Origin of the sequence: Vibrio sp. 10N.261.51.A4, assembly GCF_041471945.1 — a bacterium.
In the GTDB taxonomy this organism is placed as follows: Bacteria; Pseudomonadota; Gammaproteobacteria; order Enterobacterales; family Vibrionaceae; genus Vibrio; species Vibrio crassostreae_C.
On sequence record NZ_JBFRPJ010000013.1, the window covers coordinates 18,849 to 39,580 of the forward strand.

General features: G+C 43.9%; 16 protein-coding genes. 8 read left to right on the plus strand and 8 right to left on the minus strand.

Annotated elements, in window-relative coordinates:
- The first annotated feature begins 58 nt into the window (after positions 1-58).
- Complete coding sequence (locus AB4384_RS04640) at positions 59-679, plus strand: DNA-J related domain-containing protein (protein WP_029235437.1); 621 nt, start codon at positions 59-61, stop codon at positions 677-679.
- Between the two features lie 145 nt (positions 680-824).
- Here the strand turns inward: AB4384_RS04640 and mrdA are convergent, their stop codons facing one another.
- The 5 genes from mrdA to AB4384_RS04665 all read right to left on the minus strand — a co-directional run bounded on the left by mrdA (position 825) and on the right by AB4384_RS04665 (position 8,861).
- The gene (gene mrdA, locus AB4384_RS04645) at positions 825-2,723 is read right to left on the minus strand and encodes a penicillin-binding protein 2 (protein ID WP_017060075.1); all 1,899 of its coding nucleotides are present in this window, start codon (positions 2,721-2,723) and stop codon (positions 825-827) included.
- A 376-nt stretch (positions 2,724-3,099) separates the two neighbouring features.
- Positions 3,100-4,755, minus strand: a complete 1,656-nt coding sequence (locus tag AB4384_RS04650; RefSeq protein ID WP_017064599.1) for an ABC-ATPase domain-containing protein — start codon at positions 4,753-4,755, stop codon at positions 3,100-3,102.
- A 120-nt stretch (positions 4,756-4,875) separates the two neighbouring features.
- Positions 4,876-6,783: an EAL domain-containing protein gene (locus AB4384_RS04655; protein WP_372128974.1), complete on the minus strand. Its 1,908-nt coding sequence runs from the start codon at positions 6,781-6,783 to the stop codon at positions 4,876-4,878.
- A 179-nt stretch (positions 6,784-6,962) separates the two neighbouring features.
- Positions 6,963-8,162 (minus strand): enoyl-ACP reductase FabV, encoded by a 1,200-nt coding sequence (fabV, locus tag AB4384_RS04660; protein ID WP_372128975.1) that lies wholly within the window; start codon positions 8,160-8,162, stop codon positions 6,963-6,965.
- Between the two features lie 81 nt (positions 8,163-8,243).
- Entirely contained in the window at positions 8,244-8,861 is a 618-nt protein-coding gene (locus AB4384_RS04665; RefSeq protein ID WP_017060079.1) for an arylesterase, read from the minus strand.
- On the opposite strand from AB4384_RS04665, the gene AB4384_RS04670 reads away from it, so the two are divergent.
- From AB4384_RS04670 to AB4384_RS04680, 3 genes are all read left to right on the plus strand, one after another.
- Positions 8,860-9,534 carry an ABC transporter ATP-binding protein gene (locus AB4384_RS04670; protein WP_004730959.1) on the plus strand — a complete coding sequence of 225 codons (675 nt, stop codon included), beginning with the start codon at positions 8,860-8,862 and terminating at the stop codon, positions 9,532-9,534. The genes AB4384_RS04665 and AB4384_RS04670 overlap by 2 nt on opposite strands.
- Position 9,535: 1 nt before the next feature.
- Positions 9,536-11,974, plus strand: a complete 2,439-nt coding sequence (locus AB4384_RS04675; protein WP_372128976.1) for an ABC transporter permease — start codon at positions 9,536-9,538, stop codon at positions 11,972-11,974.
- Between the two features lie 532 nt (positions 11,975-12,506).
- Positions 12,507-13,961: an FAD-dependent oxidoreductase gene (locus AB4384_RS04680; protein ID WP_017060081.1), complete on the plus strand. Its 1,455-nt coding sequence runs from the start codon at positions 12,507-12,509 to the stop codon at positions 13,959-13,961.
- Positions 13,962-14,141: 180 nt separating this feature from the next.
- On the opposite strand, the gene AB4384_RS04685 is transcribed toward AB4384_RS04680, so the two are convergent.
- The 3 genes from AB4384_RS04685 to AB4384_RS04695 all read right to left on the minus strand — a co-directional run bounded on the left by AB4384_RS04685 (position 14,142) and on the right by AB4384_RS04695 (position 16,715).
- Entirely contained in the window at positions 14,142-15,092 is a 951-nt protein-coding gene (locus AB4384_RS04685; RefSeq protein WP_372102572.1) for a biotin-dependent carboxyltransferase family protein, read from the minus strand.
- Positions 15,085-15,837 (minus strand): allophanate hydrolase subunit 1, encoded by a 753-nt coding sequence (locus tag AB4384_RS04690; protein ID WP_017071505.1) that lies wholly within the window; start codon positions 15,835-15,837, stop codon positions 15,085-15,087. Before AB4384_RS04690 ends, AB4384_RS04685 begins: the two co-directional genes overlap by 8 nt.
- A 134-nt stretch (positions 15,838-15,971) precedes the next feature.
- The gene (locus AB4384_RS04695) at positions 15,972-16,715 is read right to left on the minus strand and encodes a 5-oxoprolinase subunit PxpA (RefSeq protein WP_017060084.1); all 744 of its coding nucleotides are present in this window, start codon (positions 16,713-16,715) and stop codon (positions 15,972-15,974) included.
- Positions 16,716-16,885: 170 nt separating this feature from the next.
- On the opposite strand from AB4384_RS04695, the gene AB4384_RS04700 reads away from it, so the two are divergent.
- The 4 genes from AB4384_RS04700 (at position 16,886) to galE (ending at position 20,699) form a co-directional block, all read left to right on the plus strand.
- The gene (locus AB4384_RS04700) at positions 16,886-17,101 is read left to right on the plus strand and encodes a hypothetical protein (RefSeq protein ID WP_102394477.1); all 216 of its coding nucleotides are present in this window, start codon (positions 16,886-16,888) and stop codon (positions 17,099-17,101) included.
- The gene (locus AB4384_RS04705) at positions 17,091-17,627 is read left to right on the plus strand and encodes a YfiR family protein (RefSeq protein ID WP_017060086.1); all 537 of its coding nucleotides are present in this window, start codon (positions 17,091-17,093) and stop codon (positions 17,625-17,627) included. The genes AB4384_RS04700 and AB4384_RS04705 overlap by 11 nt, the downstream gene beginning before the upstream one ends.
- The gene (locus AB4384_RS04710; RefSeq protein WP_372128977.1) at positions 17,627-19,603 is read left to right on the plus strand and encodes a diguanylate cyclase domain-containing protein; all 1,977 of its coding nucleotides are present in this window, start codon (positions 17,627-17,629) and stop codon (positions 19,601-19,603) included. The genes AB4384_RS04705 and AB4384_RS04710 overlap by 1 nt, the downstream gene beginning before the upstream one ends.
- An 82-nt stretch (positions 19,604-19,685) precedes the next feature.
- Positions 19,686-20,699 (plus strand): UDP-glucose 4-epimerase GalE, encoded by a 1,014-nt coding sequence (galE, locus tag AB4384_RS04715; RefSeq protein ID WP_017069914.1) that lies wholly within the window; start codon positions 19,686-19,688, stop codon positions 20,697-20,699.
- Positions 20,700-20,732 lie beyond the last annotated feature (33 nt).

Sequence of the window (20,732 nt, forward strand, 5' to 3'; positions counted from 1 at the left end):
CTTATAGTATCCACAGTTCTAGAAATCCATTAATTCAGAGAAGCTAACTGAGTCAACTATGTCGAATTATCAAGATGTGAGAGCAAACTTTCATTGCCATATGGAAAACCCATTGCTTTGGCCGATAATGGAAGTGCTTAAGCAAAAGCCAAGCGGATGGAAAGTACACACATTGGCAGCTCATCTGAACGATCTTGGGTTTGTGCCAGTGTTGGATGCTGTGCCTGAGAAAGAGTTGTTTAAAAAGAACTTCCTTATCATGAATGCGCTTTATCAGCTTCAAGAAACCTTACACCCAGATGGTTGGCTCCAAGTCCAAGCGATGGACATCGAATTGATGAATGGTCGTTATCACGGAAGCAGTCACAGCATCGATCATCAAGACCCACTTCGAGAATACTACATTAATTGGGTTAACTATGAAGCGGATGAAGGTGAAGTCAAAAGGCTGTTGAACGAATTTTGGACTCGGTATAGAAAGTATGTTGGTGGTGATGAACTCGATATGGATCGAAGTCGAGCATTGAACCTGTTTGAGTTACCTTTAGACGCGACACACCATGAAATTAGAAAACGTTGGCGACAACTGGCATTGAGATGGCATCCGGACAGAGACGAAGGCAACACCGCAAAATTTCAGACGCTCTGTGAAGCATGGCATGTATTAAGAAGCTCATAATCGACAGGCATTTTTAGCTGTCTAATTGCTTAGAACCCTAAAACAGAAAGCCCCACATTGTGAGTGACACAAGTGGGGCTTTGTCGTTATTACGTTATGTTTTGGGTAACTACGTTATGTGCTGTAGCGACTTAAGTTATTGGTGTTAGGAGTGATCTTTGCTCTCACCACTTTTATGTTCAAAGGCATAGTCGAGTACTTTACGGATATAAGGCGCACCAACTTTTGAGCCACCGTTACCGTGTTCAATAACCACAGTTGCGACATATTCAGGGTGTTCATACGGTGCGAAAGCCGTGTAAAGCGCATGGTCAAGCAAGTGTCTAGCGAGTTTCTTCGAGTTGTAGACCTGGTCTTTCGCAAGATCAAAGACTTGTGCAGTTCCTGATTTACCGCCGCTCGTGTATTCAGTTCCCTTAAATGCACGTCTGCCGCTGCCTCGATTACCGTGGTTTACGAGTCGCATCGCATTGATTGGCACATCCCAAATTCTATCCGGTACTTCGGTGATTGAGGGCATTGGCTCCGGTTCGACAAGTTGTTGTGTACTGAAATCTTCACCGTGATCTAAGGTGGCTCTTAAGATATGAGGTGGCATCACCTTACCATGATTAACCAATACTGACGTTGCTTTAGCAAGTTGCATAGGTGTCGATGTCCAATAACCTTGGCCAATACCAATCGGAACTGTGTCACCCTGATACCAAGGGGTGCGATAACGCATCATCTTCCATTCTCGAGTCGGCATGTTGGCGGTACTTTCTTCATAGATATCAATGCCTGTCGGTTCACCAAATCCAAATCGGTTCATCCAACTTGAAATTCGGTCAATACCCAAATCGAAAGCGGTTTGATAGAAGAATGAATCTACCGACTCTTCAATGGCTTGAGTGACATCGACAGGTCCGTGACCCCAACGTTTCCAGTCACGCCACGATTTAGAGTTTCGTTTAGAGCCAGGAATTCTCCAAACGCCATGGTCGTTACGGATGGTATCTTCAGAGATGACATGTTCTTGCAGTCCTGCCACAGCCATAAATGGTTTAACGGTTGAGGCAGGAGGATAAACGCCTAGAGTGGTGCGGTTAACCAACGGGTGAGCCGGATCATTCAATAAACGTTGGTAGTTCTTACTCGAAATGCCGTCGACAAATAGGTTAGGGTCGTAACTCGGGCTTGATGCCATCGCCAACACGCTGTTGTCTTTCGGATCGAGAATAACCGCGCTTCCAGTTCGGTGATCAAGTTGCTCAAAGACGTATTTTTGCAGCTCAAGGTCAATATTTAACACGATATCTTTACCAGCTACTGGCGGCACGTACTCAATGGTTCGGACTATTCGCCCACGGCTGTTTACTTCGACTTCTTGATAACCTTTGGTGCCGTGCAGAATATCTTCGTAATAACGTTCAACACCCAGTTTTCCTATGATTGTTGTAGCTTGATAATTCGCTTCTATCCCTTGTTCTTCAAGCTTTCTGAGATCGCTATCATTGATGTGCGCCACGTAACCAAGAACATGGGTAAGCACCTCACCATTCGGGTAAAAACGCTTTAAGCTGGTATCGATAGATAAGCCGGGGAACTGGTACTGGTGCACGGAGAACTTGGCGATCTCTTCCTCCGTTAAGTTCTCTAGAATAGTCACAGATTTAAAACGGCGGGTGTTGTGATAGCGTTTTTTGAAACGAGCGATCTGCTCTGCATCACGGGGGACATATTTGTCTAGCTTGGTGAGCATTGCATCGACATCATCGGTTTGCTCAGGAATCATGGTTAGATCAAAGACAAGCTTGTTCTCTGCAAGCAACACGCCGTTACGGTCGTAAATAAGTCCACGAGTAGGGGCGATAGGTAATACTTTGATTCTGTTGCCATCGGCACGAGTTTGATAGCTTTTAAAATTTTCAACTTGAAGTCGGTATAGATTGCCGACTAAGACAAGAGTGAACATCAAGATCCCACAAAACGCGACGATTACGCGGTTTTTGAATAGGTTCACTTCGATTTTATGGTCACGCATCTTAACGCGTTTATGATTCATTGAAGCCTCAAGGGTCTGTTACATTTGGTTACACTTGTCGAATCGGGACTTTATCTGAATATCACTAGGGTTTTGTAAAAGCTGTGTCATGTTTTGAGGGATCGACAGCATTAGATGGCGGTAAACAGTGCCTTTAATTTTCTCATTACAAAAGATGATAAGTAATTGATGTAAAGATTGGTTTTATGAATTTATAAAGTTCAAGAGTTTTGACGACACTAGAGGTTAGGTCAAAAGAGGTTAGATAAATTTACGGCCCTCAGAATGAGAGCCGTAGAAGGTTAATTTGCTTATTTAGTGGCTTAGAAGCTTTAGTAAATTAGAAGATTAAAACTTCAAAAACCTAGAAGCACAATAAATCCGATATTTAACGAAATCAGTTCGAAGGCTTGAACTGAGATTTACGCATACGGTTCAGAGCAGCCATCACATCTAACGTTCTTGGTTTCGCTAGGTCACCGTAGTTAGGCATGTTAGCGTGCCATTCGTTTTCTAAAATAGCGTTAAACTCTTTAGCAGGGTTGTTTGACCAACCTGGAGTTTGTGCGAATTGGAACCAAGCCCAACCGATCGCATTCACTTCAGACGGTGATTCTAATTGCTCAAGCGCAGAAAGGTCTGCAAACTCTTTACCAAAACGCAGTGACTCTTTGCCTTTAGCATTAACACGGAATTTACCGTCAGTCAGAATGTTCATCAGTGAAGCACGGTTCAATGAACGCGGTACAAACGTTTCTAAAGCAGTTTCACATTCGTTAGTACGCTGAGTAGGGTGCTGAGCAATCACGTCTTTTGCTTTTTCAGTCACATCTACCGCTTGGTAGTCGTGCATTTGAATCACAGTGTTCGCGACATCTAGGTAATCACCAGAGCCACCCATTACAACAATGGTAGAGATATCCATCTCTTCACGAAGCTGACCAATGCGGTCGACAAGTGGTGTGATTGGCTCATCGCCTTTTGACACTAGCGCTTGCATACGCTCGTCACGAATCATGAAGTTAGTCGCTGACGTATCTTCATCGATAAGTAGAGTTTGAACGCCGGCTTCAATCGATTCTTGTAACCAAGCCGCTTGAGACGTAGAACCTGACGCATCTTGTGTGCTGAAGTCAGATGTGTCTTTCTGCATTGGTAAATGGTTGATGTAGTTTGACAGGTTCAAGCTGTGCACACATCGACCATCTTCAGCGCGGATCTTCATCGTATCAATCGCAGTTACAATGCCTTCGCGACCGTCACCAGGAATATGGTTGTAGATAGAACGTTCAACGGCGTTCAACAGTGTCGATTTACCATGGAAACCACCACCAACGATCAGCGTAATGCCTTTTGGAATGCCTAGGCCGGTCACGTCACCTTGGTTTGGAGTATTTAACGTAACACTCAATGATTCTGGAGCCGCGAAAGGTACCGCGTCTTTCATTGGAAGGTCGCAGTTACCCGCGATACGAGGTAACACACTGCCGTTTGCAACGAAAGCGGCTAGGTTGTTTTCATCCAATTGAGCACGCAGCGCTTCTTGGTCTTCAACGGCTTCACAATGTTTGATCATTGCATCGATGTTTAACTCACGCTCAAGCGTCGCGCGACGAATAAACTTCGGTAAGTAGAAAGTGATGATGTTGTTCGCTTTCTTAGCAAGAATGCTACGACCATCAGCTGGTAAATTAATACGGAAACGAATTTCGATGCCGTGGTCTGTGAATACAACAGCTGTGTTGTCTAATACGGTTTGACCCGTCAGCGCGATAGAAACGGTCGACTCTTGTTTCGCGAACTCAGAGAAGCTACGTGCGATAAAGTCACGAGCGGCTACTTGGTATTCGTAAGATTTTTCTTTCAGCCAATCTAACCCGGTCAAAGACCACGCGCGCGTTGCACGAAAACGAGAGGCTGACGCGTATGGGTCACCTTGGATGTGGTCGATGTGTAATTCAAAATCAGCAAAGTCGTATTGACCTTTAATTTGTTGATATGCACGGTAGTTTTGTTTTTCGAGCTTTTTAAGCTTTGCAGTCAACTGATCCATAACGAGGAATGCCTATATAAGGGGAAAGATAAAAACAGAAAGGCGGCGATTATAAAAATCACCACCTTTAGAGTAAAGAGAAAGTAGGCCTAAATCCAAAACTAACTGCTCTTTTTCGCTTTAAGCGTAACGAGTTGTCCCCAAATAGTTTTGATTGATTAAGCTGTGTTCGAATTCTTGGCTCGGCATTGGTCTTCCGTAAAGGTAACCTTGGCCCACATCGCAGCCTTCATTAATAATAAATTGCTCCTGAACCTCCGTTTCTATGCCTTCAATCGTCACTTTTAAGTCGAGCTTTTTGGCAATTTGGACAATAGAACGAACAATTTCCGAGTCTTCGTGTGAGTTGAGCATTTGGTCGATAAAGCTCTTATCAATCTTAATGGTGTCGAATGGGAACTTCTTCAGATAACTGAAGGAGGCGTAGCCCGTACCGAAGTCATCTAGTGACAATGTAACGCCAATATCGTGCAAAGATCCCAAGGTATTCTTGGCAACCACTTCATCTGCTATCAGTCCACTCTCCGTAACTTCAAGCTCTAAGAAACGAGGCTCTAAATGATAGGTTTCGAGTAGGTGAACCACTTGTTCCGCAAAGTGTACGTTCTTGAGTTGAATTGCAGACACATTCACAGCCATCTTGAAATCTTCAACGTATTCGGACCACTCTTTGGCTTTTTCAATCGCATTGCGTAAAACAAAGCTGCCCACTTCGAAAATCAAACCGTTTTGTTCAGCCATGTGGATCAGGGTTTCGTTAGAGATATCACCCAAAACAGGATGTCGCCAACGAAGCAAAGCTTCAGCACCGACCCAGCGATGCGTCAACGGGCTAACTTTGGGTTGAAAGTAGAGCATAAGGTCATCATTACGAACGGCTTGAAGCAAATAGCCTTCGATCTTATTAATGTGAGTTTGTTCTTCGGTATGGGATTGAGAGTAGTAAGCGAACTTTTGTCCTGAATCTTTGCAGGCTAACATCGCTTCAGAAGATTTCTGCAGAATGCTTTCCGCGTCATCTTCGTCGTTCGTAATTGCAATCCCAATAAACGCGTGCAAATGCACTTTGTCACTTTCGATGTCGAATTCTGAATGACCAACTTTAACGAGCGTCTGGCAAAGTTCTTCAAGGCGATGGTGTAAACCTTTAACGCTAAACGCCAATACGAGGTCAACCGAAGTAGGGCGTGCAGTTAATACATCGATATCAGAAATACAGTCGATGCGTTTTCGGTATTCAACAAGCACTTGGTCTAACGCGTTATAGCCGTAGCGTGCTTGTATGCGTCTACCGTTGGTAAAACCAATATGAACGACTGCAAATGAGCTGTCTGTCAGCCTTCTCTGTGACAGTAGCTTGTGGTTTAAGCGAGATTCAAATGCGTTTCGGTTTAAAAAGCCGGTGCCGAGGTCGTGATTCTTTTGGAAGTTAATCTTCTGTTCAGCCGCTTTTCGTTTATCAATTTCTTGATTCAACGAGTAATTAAGGCTCGCGAGATCTTTAGTGCGATTGTAAACGCGGTTTTTTAGGTCGCGATTCATTTGGGTAAGCTTGGCGTGTTGGAATAGGGTTTTAAGCTGAGATTCAATCGAAGTCCGAAAGCTCTCTAACAGTTTGATATAAGTAGGGGTGTAGTGATTCTCTTTCGAGTCCAAGATACAAATGGTGCCAAACAGTTCACCGTTAGGCCAAAGTAATGGAATACCACAATAGGAGACTAAGCCGAGTTTGATGTCTGGGTTGTTGTCCCACTTAGGATCGGCAAGCGCGTTAGGCACAAGAAGCTGTCGTTGAGTTTCCATCACTGTTTCGCAGTACAGCCCATTCCCCAGCGTTTCAGAATCACCTTTGTTGTATGGGTTGTTCTCGCTACGACTGGTTGAAAAAACTTCAATGTAATTGGCGTGAACACGCATGATTAGTGCTGCGGGCACTTGAGTAATTTGAGCTAAGAGGTCGACAATATTCTGCCAACCGTGCTCCATATCGTCTGGGATATCTAAATCGAGAGTTTTTATTTTCTTCATATGACTCCGAGTCAATTATGCTAAATGCATCAACACATCCTGTGTTAATTATGATGAACCAAAGAAAACTGTGAATCTTACGTTAACTAAGTATAAGAAATGTTGCACGAAAAAACCTCCGCAATTATGCAGAGGTTTTCAAATGTGAATCCGGGTCTCAGTAATGAGATAATTTTAGATTAAGGCTTTAACTTTATAAAATTTTCTGTATTAAGTTTCTGGCTATAATCTACCGATGGTTGAGCAAACCCATTTAATTGTAGAAATTCTTCTTTAAACCCTTGGTAATCCCCTAAGGTTTGGAAGTTATTTTCGTCCATCTTTTCTAGCAGTTCAGTTACGTGCGCTTGGGTTTCTGGGTCTAATTCCCAATCATCCATACGGATCAATCGCTCACCATCAAGTGGTACTTTGGATTGACCATAAAGTTTACTGCCAAACAGACGCTGCATTTGTTGGATACAACCTTCGTGGGTCTCTTTCTCTTTCATCACCTTATACAAAGCAAGTAAGTAAGGGCTTAATCCAGGGATGAAAACGCTCGCTTTAGTGACTAGGGCTTTACATACCGCCGCGTAAGCGTTGCCATCAAAGTTAGCTAACTCTAGATTAAGAGCGTGGCTGGTTTGGTGAAGGTCGATCTTAGCGCGTCCCAATGTACCGTCTAAATAGATAGGATGTGTGACTTCTGGACCCACATAAGAAAACGCGATTGTCTTACAACCCGGAGCAATAGATTCTGCGTTGATGAGCTCATCTATCCATTGTTCCCAATCTTCGCCTCCCATCACTTTGAGTGTGCTTTCGGCTTCTTCTTCCGTCGCGGCTTCAAGCGTGTTGGTGACCCAGTTGTCGTGTTCCAGAGAAATGGTTGCGCCAGTTACGCTTTCACCAATAGGTTTGGTGGCAGAGCGCCAAAACTCATCGGAATATGGTTTAGGACGAACGCCTGCAGCTAAGCTATAGATAATCAGATCCACTTCACCTTCGAAGTAGGTTTCAATGGCTTCGACAACTTGTGAGCGTGTTTCTTGCGAAAATGCGTCGCCAACGATGTTGATAGCAGTGCGTTGCTCTCGTTCGGCTTCTTTTTTGAAGTAGATGTTGTTGTACCAACCAGCACTACCTAGGGATTTTTCGTTTGGACCGCGCTCGAATGAGACGCCGATAGTGTCAGCTTTTGCGCCGCCAAAGGTAAGGGCAATACGAGCGGCAAGGCCAAAGCCTGAGGAAGCGCCGATAATCAGTACTCGTTTAGGGCCATCTTTGATTTGCGGCGCACTCTTAACAAACTTGATTTGTTGCTTTACGGCTTCTTGACAGCCAAGAGGGTGAGCGCTTTTGGCTACCACACCCTTGATAACAGGTTCGATCAGCATAAATAACCTTACAGTTAACGGTGATATGCACTCAGGCTAACGTAAAGCTGTGTAAAATTTATTGAGCTAGACCATTAAAACTTAAAGATACTGATATAATTCTTCGGCGACGAATTCAGCAATCCAAGGTTGAGCTTCTGGTTTTGGATGCAGTCCATCGTTCATCATCCACTCAGGTTTGAGGATGATATGCTCTAGGAAAAACGGCAAAAGTGGCACGTTTTGTTGATCAGCAAGCGCTGCAAAAACGTATTCAAACTGCTGGTTGTAACGCTTTCCGTAATTTGGTGGGATTTTAATCTGCATCATTATAGGTTTGGCGCCCGCAGCTTTTATCTGCTCAATGATCTGCTCAAGATTTGCAGACATCAGCTTAGGTGGGAAACCACGAAGTCCATCATTCGCACCAAGTTCGATAAGAACGGTGTCTGGAGCATGTTCTTCAAGCAATTGTGGTAGGCGGGCTAAACCATTGCCCGTTGTATCACCAGAAATACTCCCGTTAACCACGGTTACCGTTTTGTCATGCTTTGCTAACGCGTCTGGTAACAGGCTTGGCCAACTCTGTTTGATGTCCATGTTGTAACCAGCACTCAGGCTATCACCAAGGACCAGTAACTTAGAATCTAAGCGGGTATCTTGAGCCAAAGAAGCGGTTGAAAATAAAATAAAGAATAAAAAGGAAATTAGTCGAGTCATGCATACATCCATCATTAAAGCAGAAGCTGTTTCGAAGACAGTGTCTACTAATCAAGAACATTTAACAATCCTAGAGCACGTCGATATCGATATTCGTGAAGGCGAAACTGTCGCGATTGTCGGCACGTCTGGCGCGGGTAAATCGACCTTAATGACGCTGCTTGCTGGTCTTGATGTACCAACGAAAGGCGAAATCAGTTTATTAGGACAGCCACTTTCACAGCTTGATGACGAGGCAAGAGCGAAGATCCGCAGTGAATCGGTAGGGTTTGTATTTCAAAGCTTCTTGTTAATTCCAAGTCTTTCAGCGCTACAAAATGTCACGTTACCTTGTTTGTTAAAGGGAGAAGACGAAGACATCGAACGCGCGACTGCTCTGCTTGAATCAGTAGGCTTGAAAGACAGGCTTGATCACTTACCGTCGCAGCTATCTGGTGGTGAACAACAAAGGGTCGCGTTGGCGCGCGCATTTATGATTAAGCCAAAAATTCTTTTTGCCGATGAACCCACAGGCAACCTAGACCAACAAACGGCAGCCAAAATTGTTGAGTTGTTGTTTGAATTGAACTCATCCCACGGCACAACTTTAGTTTTGGTGACACACGATCCTAAGCTTGCACAACGTTGCCAAAGAACACTCAAGATGCATGTCGGTCAGATAGAGGAAGTCTAAATTGAATTCATCAAACGGACTGAATAAACGCCTGTTTTCATGGAGTATCGAAGAGATTCGACACGGTCAGCTTTGGCCAGTTTCAATCGCTTTAACGCTTATTATTGCTTGTGTATTTGCATTGTCGGCGTTGGCCGAACGTATGGAGCAGGTAATTGTTAAGCAGGGCAAAGATGCGCTTACTGCCGATATCGTGTTTATCTCAGCAAACCCAGTTCCACAATCCTTATTAGACCTCACTCAAGTTGAACAGTTAGAAAGCTCTCAGTTGACTCGTTTTTCAACCATGGCATTCAGTGACAACTCGATGCAGTTAGTGACGGTGAAAGCGGTTGAAAGTAATTATCCATTACGCGGTGAAATGATCTTAGTGGGTGCTGATAAAGCATCAAGTAACCATGTTGAGCCAGGGGAACTTTGGTTAGACGAGCGTATATTTGCACAGTTAGAGGTTGAGATTGGTGACGTTGTCACTATTGGCGATGCCGATTTAGCGATAACTGGACGAATCACTCAAGAACCAGGCTTAAGCTTTAACCCATTCCAACAGATGCCAGCCGTTCTGATTCATACAAGCGATATTGATGCCACGGGAGCGATTCAACCGGGCAGTCGTGTTAGTTTTAGGCTGTTTCTCAACGGTGATGATACAAAACTGCAAGCCGCGCAAGACAGCGTAGAATTAACACCAAGCGATCGCTGGCGTACTCAAGATTCTGCGAGCCGTACTAACGACATGTTCGAAAGCACGACTCAATATCTTTCGTTAACCGTTGCTATTGTTGTGATCATGGCTGCGACCACTTTGGTACTCACTTGCCAACATTATGTTGCGAGTCGCCGTAAAACCATCGCGATGCTTAAGAGTTTGGGTGCAAGCAAGCAGTGGATCGTTAAATGGTTGTCTGTACAGGTATCTTTATTAGTGGTTATCGGTGCAGTACTGGGAATAACTATCGGTATCGGCTTAGAGTTTTTGCTTCGTATACCTCTGGGTGACTTATTACCAACGCCACTTCCTAGCTATGGTATTGAACCTGCAATCTTGGCGATTTTATCAAGCATCTTAATTGGTGTTCCTGCTCTTGGTATCCCGTTAATTGGCTTGGTCAATACCTCGGCAATCAGCGTTATCCAATCAAGTCACCAGTCCAATGAAAGCTACAAGAAATATTTGTTGTTACTGGTACCGATTATTCCAATGATGCTGATGTATGGCGACAATCTATTGGTATGGATAGTTCTAGCGGGTATCGCTTGCCTGTTCTTAGTACTTGCGGTCGTTAGTACGCTTGTTCTGCGTTTGGTTGGCAAGTTGCCGACATCTACGTCTATGCGTTTAGCATTGAGCAGAATTAATCGCACACCTTTAGCGACGGGGATTCAATTTGGCTCTTTAGCGCTTTCACTGATGTTGCTGTCTATCATCTGGTTGGTAAGAAGTGATTTACTGTCAGATTGGCAGCAAACCTTACCCGAGAACGCACCAAATGCGTTTGCACTTAACATTGCAAGCTATGAGAAAGACAGTTATCTCGAGACGATTGATGCAAACGAAGTAGAGCGTACTCAAGCGTTTCCAATTATCCGAGGACGACTGACGACGATAAACGGTGTTGAAGCGTCGGAATACAGCGATACCTCAGGCGAAACAGACGCACTAAGCCGTGAGATCAACTTCACTTGGGGAGATAGCTTACCTAAGTACAATGAAGTATTAGAAGGCAGCTGGACACAAGAGCATGGCGTATCTGTAGAATCGGATGTCGCGGAGCAACTGGATCTAAAGATTGGCGATGAGCTGTCATTCACAATCAACAGCCAGAATGTTTCTGCCAAGGTGAATAGCATCCGCAAAGTCGAGTGGCGAGAAATGAAGCCGAACTTCTACTTCATTTTTACTCCAGATGTCTTGAGTTCAATCCCTTCTACTTGGCTAGTGAGCTTCAGATTAGAAGAACAACACAATCAGATGCTCAACGAACTCTCTCGAAATCATCCAACCGTGAGTTTGATGGATATTCGTAAGATGGGTAGCAAGATCCAAGAGTTGCTTAAGCAGATTGTTTGGTCGATTACCGTACTTGCGGCGTTAGGTGTGGTGGCGGGGCTGTTGCTTATCTTCACTCTATTGCGATTGAGCTTATCTCAAAGACAACAAGAGATACGCTTGTATCGAACATTAGGCGCGAGTAAGAAGCGAATTCTCAATACTATTTGGTGTGAGTACGGTTTAATGGCGTTAGTCGCAGGCTCAATTGCAGCCCTTGGTTCTGAGCTCAGCGTGGCAGGAGTGATGAACTTTGGTTTTGAGTTACAACCTTCACTTCACCCGATGTTGTGGATAGCGCTACCGGTGCTAACGTTCATCACATTAGCCGCGGTAGTGAATAGCTTAATCAAACGTTTGTTGGCACCAGTAAACAAGGATTTTGGCTAGTCGTTAGCGAGATCTAGCCAAGCGCTTAAAACGGTCTAAAAGTGAGATTATTTATACTTAGTCATGCACTATTTATAATACGTCGCTTTAGACCGTTTTTTATTTAACCAACCGGTAGCATAAGTAAAAAATATCGCACCTTAGATTCCACTGTTTTTAGCATTTTTTAAAACTAATTACCCAATAATGCCGATTTAATGAACAGCGGTTAGTCCCTGTAAACAAAGGGTTTGCGCAACTTAGCAAGAACGTTATCAACAGTTATCCACAAAAACGGTGGATAACTTTAGGGATAAGTTAACCGCTATGTTTTAAGAGTACTGAGGCAGCCTTTATGTGGCGTCACTTAGGACAAATTTGACTGTTAGAATAACCTTTAAAACCCTATCTGGAGTTATTGAGTCAAGAGATTATTTATGTTTTTTACATAGATATTAAATCCCGCCTATCTAAGACCTTGATAAAAATGTGTTTTAATTCATCGCAGAACAAAAGTAGAATAGAGGCAGTTAATCTTATTCTACAGAACACGATGAACCACAACAAAACGGATACAAATCAACCTTCTATTGCCATTGTTGGTGGTGGTATTGCCGGAACAACGAGCGCGATTCACTTTAGTGAGTTGGGTTTTAAGGTCACTATCTTAGAAAAAGGGCCGAGTTTGGTTAATGGTCCACCAATTTGCCACCTGCACGCTGGCGGCAATTTGTATCGAGATATTTCTGTAGAGCAGTGTCTTCAATTGCTCACACAGTCAATTGATACCGTCCGCTTATTCCCTCATACGATCAATATTCGTCCGACAATCATCGCCGTTCCGCACAGTGATGGTGGAGAGCCGTTGGATCTGCTTCCTCGTCTCAAGATAATCAAAAGCGCTTATGCCGATCTTGTTAAACAAGATAAAAGCAACCAAGTGCTCGGTGATCCGGAAGAGTATTATAAGCTGTACAGCAAAGAAGATTTATTAGCACTTTCTGCGAAAACACAGCCTCTGAAACCAACATCGCTTGATGATTGGTGTATTCCTTTCGCCAAGCATACGGATTTAGAGACCCTAAAGTATCCTGTTGCGATGGTCCAAGAGTATGGCTGGAGCGTATTCCGACTTTCTGCGACCGCTCAACTCTCTTTGGGGCAACAAGCTAACTGTACTGTGTTAACCAACAGCCGATTACAATCTGTTGAGTCGACAGGTCAAGGTTGGTCTTTGACTTATACCGATGCCGAAAACCAAAGCTGCCAACTAACGACCGATTACTTGATTAATGCGAGTGGGTTTGAAACGGGTATCGTAGATGACTTTGTTGGCTCTAAGCAGCAAAGACTTGTTGAGTTTAAAGCTGCATACGTTACAGAGTGGCCATATTCGCAAGAATGTAAGGAAGAGTGGCCAGAAGTTATCTTCCATGGCCCGAGAGGCACACCGCAAGGCATGGCGCAATTAACGCCGTATGCTGATGGTGTGTTCCAACTTCACGGCATGACAGAAGGGATTACTCTGTTTGAGGGTGGGCTTGTTTCATCGTCAACAGACTCGTCACAGCCACAGTTGCCTTCGAAGCTGCTTAAGAAAATCGTATCGGGTTGGAGTGAAGATCAGCTTGAATTAAGAACTCGCGCGGCAATAACGCATATGTCTCAGTTCATCCCAAGTTTCAGTTCTGCATTGGTCGGTGGTAAACCTTTGTTTGGTGCACAACAGATTCCGGGAACCGATCCAAGCTTAAGAGCTTCAGACGTTTCATTCTGTGGGGATCGCTATGCTCGACTTGAAGTAGTAAAAGCTTCTTCAACATTAGAAGCGGCACAAAAGGTCGCTGAGCAATGGTTTGATGTATCAGAGGCGGCATCTATTGAAGACACACACTCAGTGACAATGTCACTTAATCTAAATGATATTGAAAACAGAGCGATAGATTTGACACAAGAACGTGGATACCCAGAAGCGCTTGCCAAGGTGTCAGGTCAAGATCACGCTTAATAGCCTATAATTAGTCTATCATCATCGACTGCGTTTAATTTCTTCAATTCGGCTTACTGTAATAGGTAAGCCGAATCTTCATTTCAACATCTGCTTAGATACCGAACCTCATCTAAATGACATCTTCCTAGTTGATTATTCTCAGCTACATAGCATTTAGCACATAACACATCGCAAAAACTAATAGCCGAAAAACTGAGCCCATTGGCACCAAACATCTTGTAAGCCCAAGCGATCGCCCTTGCTAAACGATATCGCATGTCCAGGTTTTGCTTGCGCCAAGCGTGGTAAATCGATTCTGGCGACACATCCTATCTTCGGATAACCACCTATGGTCTGTCTATCATTAAGCAGCACGATAGGCTGTCCATCTTGTGGAATTTGAATCGCACCTAAGGCAATGCCTTCTGACAATAGCGAAATGTCAGGCGAGTCGACGGGTTCGCCACTGAGTCGATAACCCATCCGATTTGAGTTTTGGTCAACGTGATACTGCGCGTTATACAAAGTCTCTTTTGCTGACTCGGAGAATAGCTCGCTTTGATAGCCTTCAATCACTCGTAGGTTCACGGGTAGATTGTAATCAGGCGTGTATCGGAAGGTAACACTCAACGCTTTAAATGGATGAGAGAGTTGGTGTTGGGTAAAAGCGATTTGTTGCCCTTGCTGGCATGGCTCGCCATCTTGCGTTAATCCACCAATCTTTTCACGAGTGACTGTAGAGCAGCTATCAAGAGTTGATGGAACATCGAAACCGCCCTTAATGGCTAAATACGCCCTTAGACCATTTTTAGGCAAACCAAATGAGAGAACTTGCCCCTTAAAAGCTTGAAAAGTGTTCCAGTTAGCCTGTGGTTTACCATCGAGTTTCGCTTGTAAATCACCCCCGCATAGTGCCATCTCACAATCAAAATCGATTCGTAACGCACATTGCCCAAGCGTGATTTCCAACGCCGCTTGGTTGACTGGGTTGCCCAATAGATGGTTGGCCCAGCTATAAGAGTAGTCATCAACCGGTCCACCTTGCGTTAATCCAAGATGAGCAACACCAAATCGCCCAAAGTCTTGAATCAAACTCAACGGGCCGGGCTTAATCACTGTCAGTGTTGGTTTAGTTTTTGTCTTAGCCATTTACGATGCCTCCACCTAACTCTACAAATTCTTTTTTTGAAATCGCTATGAAACGGACGGTATCACCAACATTAAGCAGAGACAGTGGTCTTTGCGTGATATCGGCATTCTTCAACTGGCTATGATCGAACAACGGAAGTGGGCAATTGCCAATAATATTCCAACCGCCCGGTGAATCCGAAGGGTACACAGCTGTTTTAGTATCCGCGATGGCGATGCTGCCTTTGGGCACATTTAAGCGTGGTGTCGAGTGGCGGGGCAAAGCAAGCTCATTAACCACATCAGACATAAACGCAAAGCCAGGCGTAAACCCAATCGCACTAACGCTGTATGTCTGTGAGGTGTGATATTGAATAATATCCTCCAGAGATAGGCCTCTGTCTTGATATCGGTCTAAATCGAGCGCCGTTTCTGGTGAGTAATAGGCAGGAAGCTCAATCGTATTACGAGTTTTATTAACACTAGAAAAGGACGATAGAGCATGACTCAACAAATTATTGAGCTGTTCAATGAGCTGCTGTTCTGATATGCGGTAAGGTAGGTAATCGACCAATATTGTGTGGTAAGCCGGTGTCACATTCATCAACACAGATGCTAAATTTTGGCGAATGGCATCGGAAAAGTGAGCCATGTAATGCGCATATTCGGCGCTAGATTGATTATTTGAAGGCGATAGCGTCAAGGTCACCAAAACGCTGCATTCCGCGACTGGCGCTATATTGAATTCAATCTGATTCGTCGTCATTTCGTTTCCATACGTTTGTTATCTTGCCTTTTTTAGCTTACTTGGCGTGTCTCACTTCCGTGTCCAAGCCAATACAAATCAATTAGATCTCACGAGCGATTAGACCATGCGTCATACCAATCACACGCTTCATACTAATTAAAAGCGTTGAGGTCTTGTCTGATTTTTCTAATTAATGCGATGGATTGAGGGTTATCACCATGAACACAGATAGTATCAGCTTCAATAGGCAGTCTTTCGCCCTCTAAAGTCGTAACCGAGCCATAGTTAATGATTTGCATAACTTGGTTATAGATATCGTCTTGATTGACGTAAACCGAGCCTTTTTGAGTACGTGGCGCTAATTGTCCGTTATTTAAATAAGCACGGTCGGCAAACGCTTCAAACAAGAGAGGCAAGTCATGGTCGTCAGCAATATCCAAATACTGTTGATTGTCTGATGAAGAGAGAATCATCAACGGGATGTTAAACTCAGCGACGGCTTGGGCTACCGCATTGAACACATCAATGTTTGCCATCATATCGTTATAAAGAGCGCCATGAGGTTTCACATAGCCAACAGTGGTATGGTGATAGCGGCAAAGGGCTTGTAATGCACCGACTTGATAACAAACCAGCTCACTGATTTCGTCCATGGTGTGTGGAATAGAACGGCGACCAAAACCAACGAGATCTTGATAACCGGGATGAGCACCAATTTGGGTGTGATAGTGCTGCGCCAGTTTTATCGTCTTGGACATAACGTGCGGATCAGACGCGTGGAAGCCACAAGCGATGTTTGCCATATCGACCCATTCCATGACCGACTCGTCATCGCCCATCTTCCAATTGCCGAAACTTTCTCCCATGTCGCAATTAAGCAAAATCTTCGTTGTCACGTGGTGCTAATCCTTTACGTTGAGGTAAGTAATGACGGTCTTATAAATACCATAAATAAACAGTGACCTAACTCAAACTTTCGACACCGTAGATTTACCAGTATGGCATTTCATATATAGTTGAACTATTGATTAAAGGATTAATATCTATCTGTATATTAGGTGAGCACATGATATCCCGCCAGGTTTGCTTAGGACTAGCATTAACGATACCTGTTTTTGTCTCTGCTCAAGAAAACTCTCTAGACCAGCTCATGTCGATGAGCCTTGAAGAGTTGTCTATGTTAGATGTCGAAATGGAAACGGCTTCGAAAGTGACACAAAAACTTACCGAGATTTGTGTCAACCAAGAGTCTGTATATGTGAGGATCTCTCATGAATTCTAAATGGCTTAAGCACCGCATTAAGCTCGGCTTATCTAAACTAGGCTTAGCGGCTTTAACGATGCTTATTGTGCCGTTGAACACCTCAGCTGCTAGCTTCAAACCTTATGAAGTGAAAGCGGTGTACCTTTTTAGAATTGCGAATTTTATACGTTGGAATGATGAAAGCTCAATGAACGCTGTGAACTTTTGTGTGATTGGCGATGAAAAGGTAAGCCAAGTGCTAACGTCAATTACCGAGGGGAAATCTATTCGTTCGCTCGCTATCCGAGTTCAACAGTCGATTACTTCTAAGTGTGATATTACGTATTTGTCTGACCGTAAAAATGACCAATTTCTTAGTCAAGAGCACTCGCCACATACTGTGACAATCAGTGATATCCCTAACTTTACGGACTTAGGTGGAATCATTGAACTCACGCACATCGATAATAAGCTCAAACCTAAGATCAATCTAGAGAACGCAAGGCGCGGTGACTACGTCATTGGCTCGAACCTGTTACGAATCGCTATAGTGGAGGGCCAATAATGTTGTCTTTCATTAATAACATATCGATTAAAAACAAGCTGATATTACCCATTATCATCTTCATCGCAGTCACTTTTGTAACGATCCAATCGGTAAATTACACTGTCACGTTTGAGAGAGAGAAAGAGAGTCTTATTCAGCGTGTTAAAGTGCTAGCACAAGGTGTTGCTTATAACTTGCAAGCCGCGATTTTATTTGAAGACAAGTCATCGGCTCAGGAAATATTGTCAGCTTTCGTCGCAGATAAAGATATTGTTAGAGTGAAGCTCTATGACATCAACGAACAGCTTTTTGCCAGCTATCAGGTGAGCAACACTCTGGTTCCAAGGCCAAACGCAGAAGAATTAGACGATATCGCCGATCATCAATTTGCCATCTCTGAGCATTTCATCTTCTTGCTCGTTCCAGTGACACTGGATGGCGCAGTGATCGCGAACTTGAGAGTAACAATATCGAAAGAGACGTTTAATTCGATCTTAACGAGTATTTTCAAGGTTGCGGTCGTCTACCTGTTGTTTCTGGTGATGTTAGGCGGAGTAGTGGTCAAATTGGTGCAACGCTTGATTATCGAACCGATGTTTGACCTCAATGAGGCGATGCAAGCCTTTGTTGAGCGTCGTTCGAAGCAGCCTAAATTAGTCGTAACGAACCGCGATGAAATCGGCGATCTGGTTCGAGCTTTCAATACCATGTTAGAAAGGCTTCAACATCGCGATAACCAAATCAATTTTACGTTAGACAAGTTACAAGAAGAAAAATCATTCGCAAATGAGGTCATTGAAACCGTTCAGCACTCTTTGTTGGTGGTGGATGAAAAAGGGCTCATTCTTCATGCGAACGCAGCTACTCGGGATATTTTTAAATGCTCGGAAGCCTTTCTTGAGAATTTGTTGATCCAAGAGTTGATCGCGACCAAGCAAACGGGTTACTTACAAGATGTTATTGATGCCAATATTGAACTTAATGACGAATTGCTGGAAACCACCGATCTCTTTCAATCAAAACGCTGGCTTCGTGTGAGCAGTCGTTCTTTAACAAAAGATGGTCGTATTCTTTATGCAATCCAAGATGTCACCGACATAGAAACGGCCATGAGTCGCCAACGTATTGCTGCGGGTGTTTTCGAAAACAGTAAAGACGGCTTGATCGTGCTCAACTCATCCAATGTGATAACCATGGTTAACCCGGCGATCACACAACTTCTCGGTTATCACTCTGATCTGCTGGTGGGCAAAACACCATTTGAAGTATTTTCGTGGCAGCAATTTTCATCATTGATGCCGACAATTCGCAGTTCGTTAGACAACTATGGTCAATGGCAAGGCGAAGTGTGGGAGAAAAGCGCGTCCGGCACGTTAGTTCCAATGTTTGTCAAAGTGAATCGAATTGCCTCAGACAACGAGAAAGACGAGTTTGATATGGTATTAACGCTGTCTGATTTATCCAACGTTAAAGAGATGGAAAGACTCGAACACTTGGCTCATCACGATGCATTAACCGGGTTAGCGAATAGAGCGCAGCTGTATAAGGTTATGGATGATGTTGTCACGTCGAGCCACTATTCAAATCAGCATTTTGCGGTTATTTACTTGGATTTGGATGGCTTCAAAGAAGTGAATGACAACTATGGTCACGATGCGGGTGACGAAATCCTTAAAGAAGTGTCAAACCGGTTATTATCTCAGGTAAGAGCGGGGGATTTGGTTGCACGTTTGTCGGGTGATGAATTTGTTCTTATTATTAAACAGACAAACAAAGTCTTATTAGCGAAGTTAGCCGAGCGATTGTTGGATCTGATCGGGCAAGAAGTGAATTATAAACAGCGTTCACTTCATGTTGGGGCGAGCTTAGGTATCAATTTAGTTGATGGCTCAGAGCGTGATATTGACGTGATTCTAAAGGTTGCTGATGAGGCTATGTACCAAGCGAAACGCAAAGGAAAAGGTCAGTTTGTGTTCGCTCGTGAGGGTAAATAGGCACCGGTGTTTGTGAGCTCACCCTAAGTTGTTGTATCATAAGTGATAGGTTGAATATTTTTAATTAAAAGGTCTGCTAAGCATGAATGTTTTAGTTACAGGTGGCATGGGTTACATTGGTAGCCATACAAGTATCCAGATGATCAACGCAGGTATGACACCTGTACTTTTTGATAGCTTGTACAACAGTAAACCAAGCGTTCTAGAGCGCATCGAAAAAGTCTCGGGCGTTCGTCCCAACTTCATTGAAGGTGACGTTCGTGATAAAGCGCTTTTGACTGAAACTATGAAGCAACACAACATCGAAGCGGTTATCCATTTTGCTGGTCTGAAAGCCGTCGGAGAGTCTGTGGAAAAGCCTCTTGAATACTACGACAACAACGTAAACGGCACTTTAGTTCTTGTTGATGCAATGCGTGATGCGGGTGTAAAAACCTTGGTATTTAGCTCTTCAGCAACGGTATACGGTGATCCTGCAAGTGTGCCAATTACTGAAGACTTCCCAACAAGCGCTACCAACCCATATGGTCGTAGTAAACTAATGGTTGAAGAGTGTTTAACCGATTTCCAAAAAGCCAATCCTGATTGGAGCATTACACTGCTGCGTTACTTTAACCCTGTAGGTTCACATCCAAGTGGTGAGCTAGGTGAAGACCCGCAAGGTATCCCAAATAACCTAATGCCATTTGTCTCTCAAGTAGCAGTGGGCCGCCGTGAATTCCTATCTGTATTTGGTAGCGATTATCCAACAAAAGACGGGACTGGCGTTCGCGATTACATCCACGTAATGGATCTGTCTGATGGCCACATCGCAGCGCTTGAGAAAGTAGGGTGCAAAGACGGTCTTCATATCTACAACCTTGGTACGGGTAACGGTTCAAGTGTGTTAGACATGGTTAAAGCGTTTGAGAAAGCGAGCGGTAAAGATATCCCTTATAAGCTTGTCGAGCGTCGCCCGGGTGACATCGCAGAATGTTGGGCAGACCCAGCCAAAGCTCAGAAAGAACTCGGCTGGAATGCTACACGTACACTGACTGAAATGACTGAAGATACATGGCGTTGGCAGTCAACCAATCCTGATGGTTTCCCTGGTTGATCTAGTTGTTTCATGAATAGTTAACTTACAAAA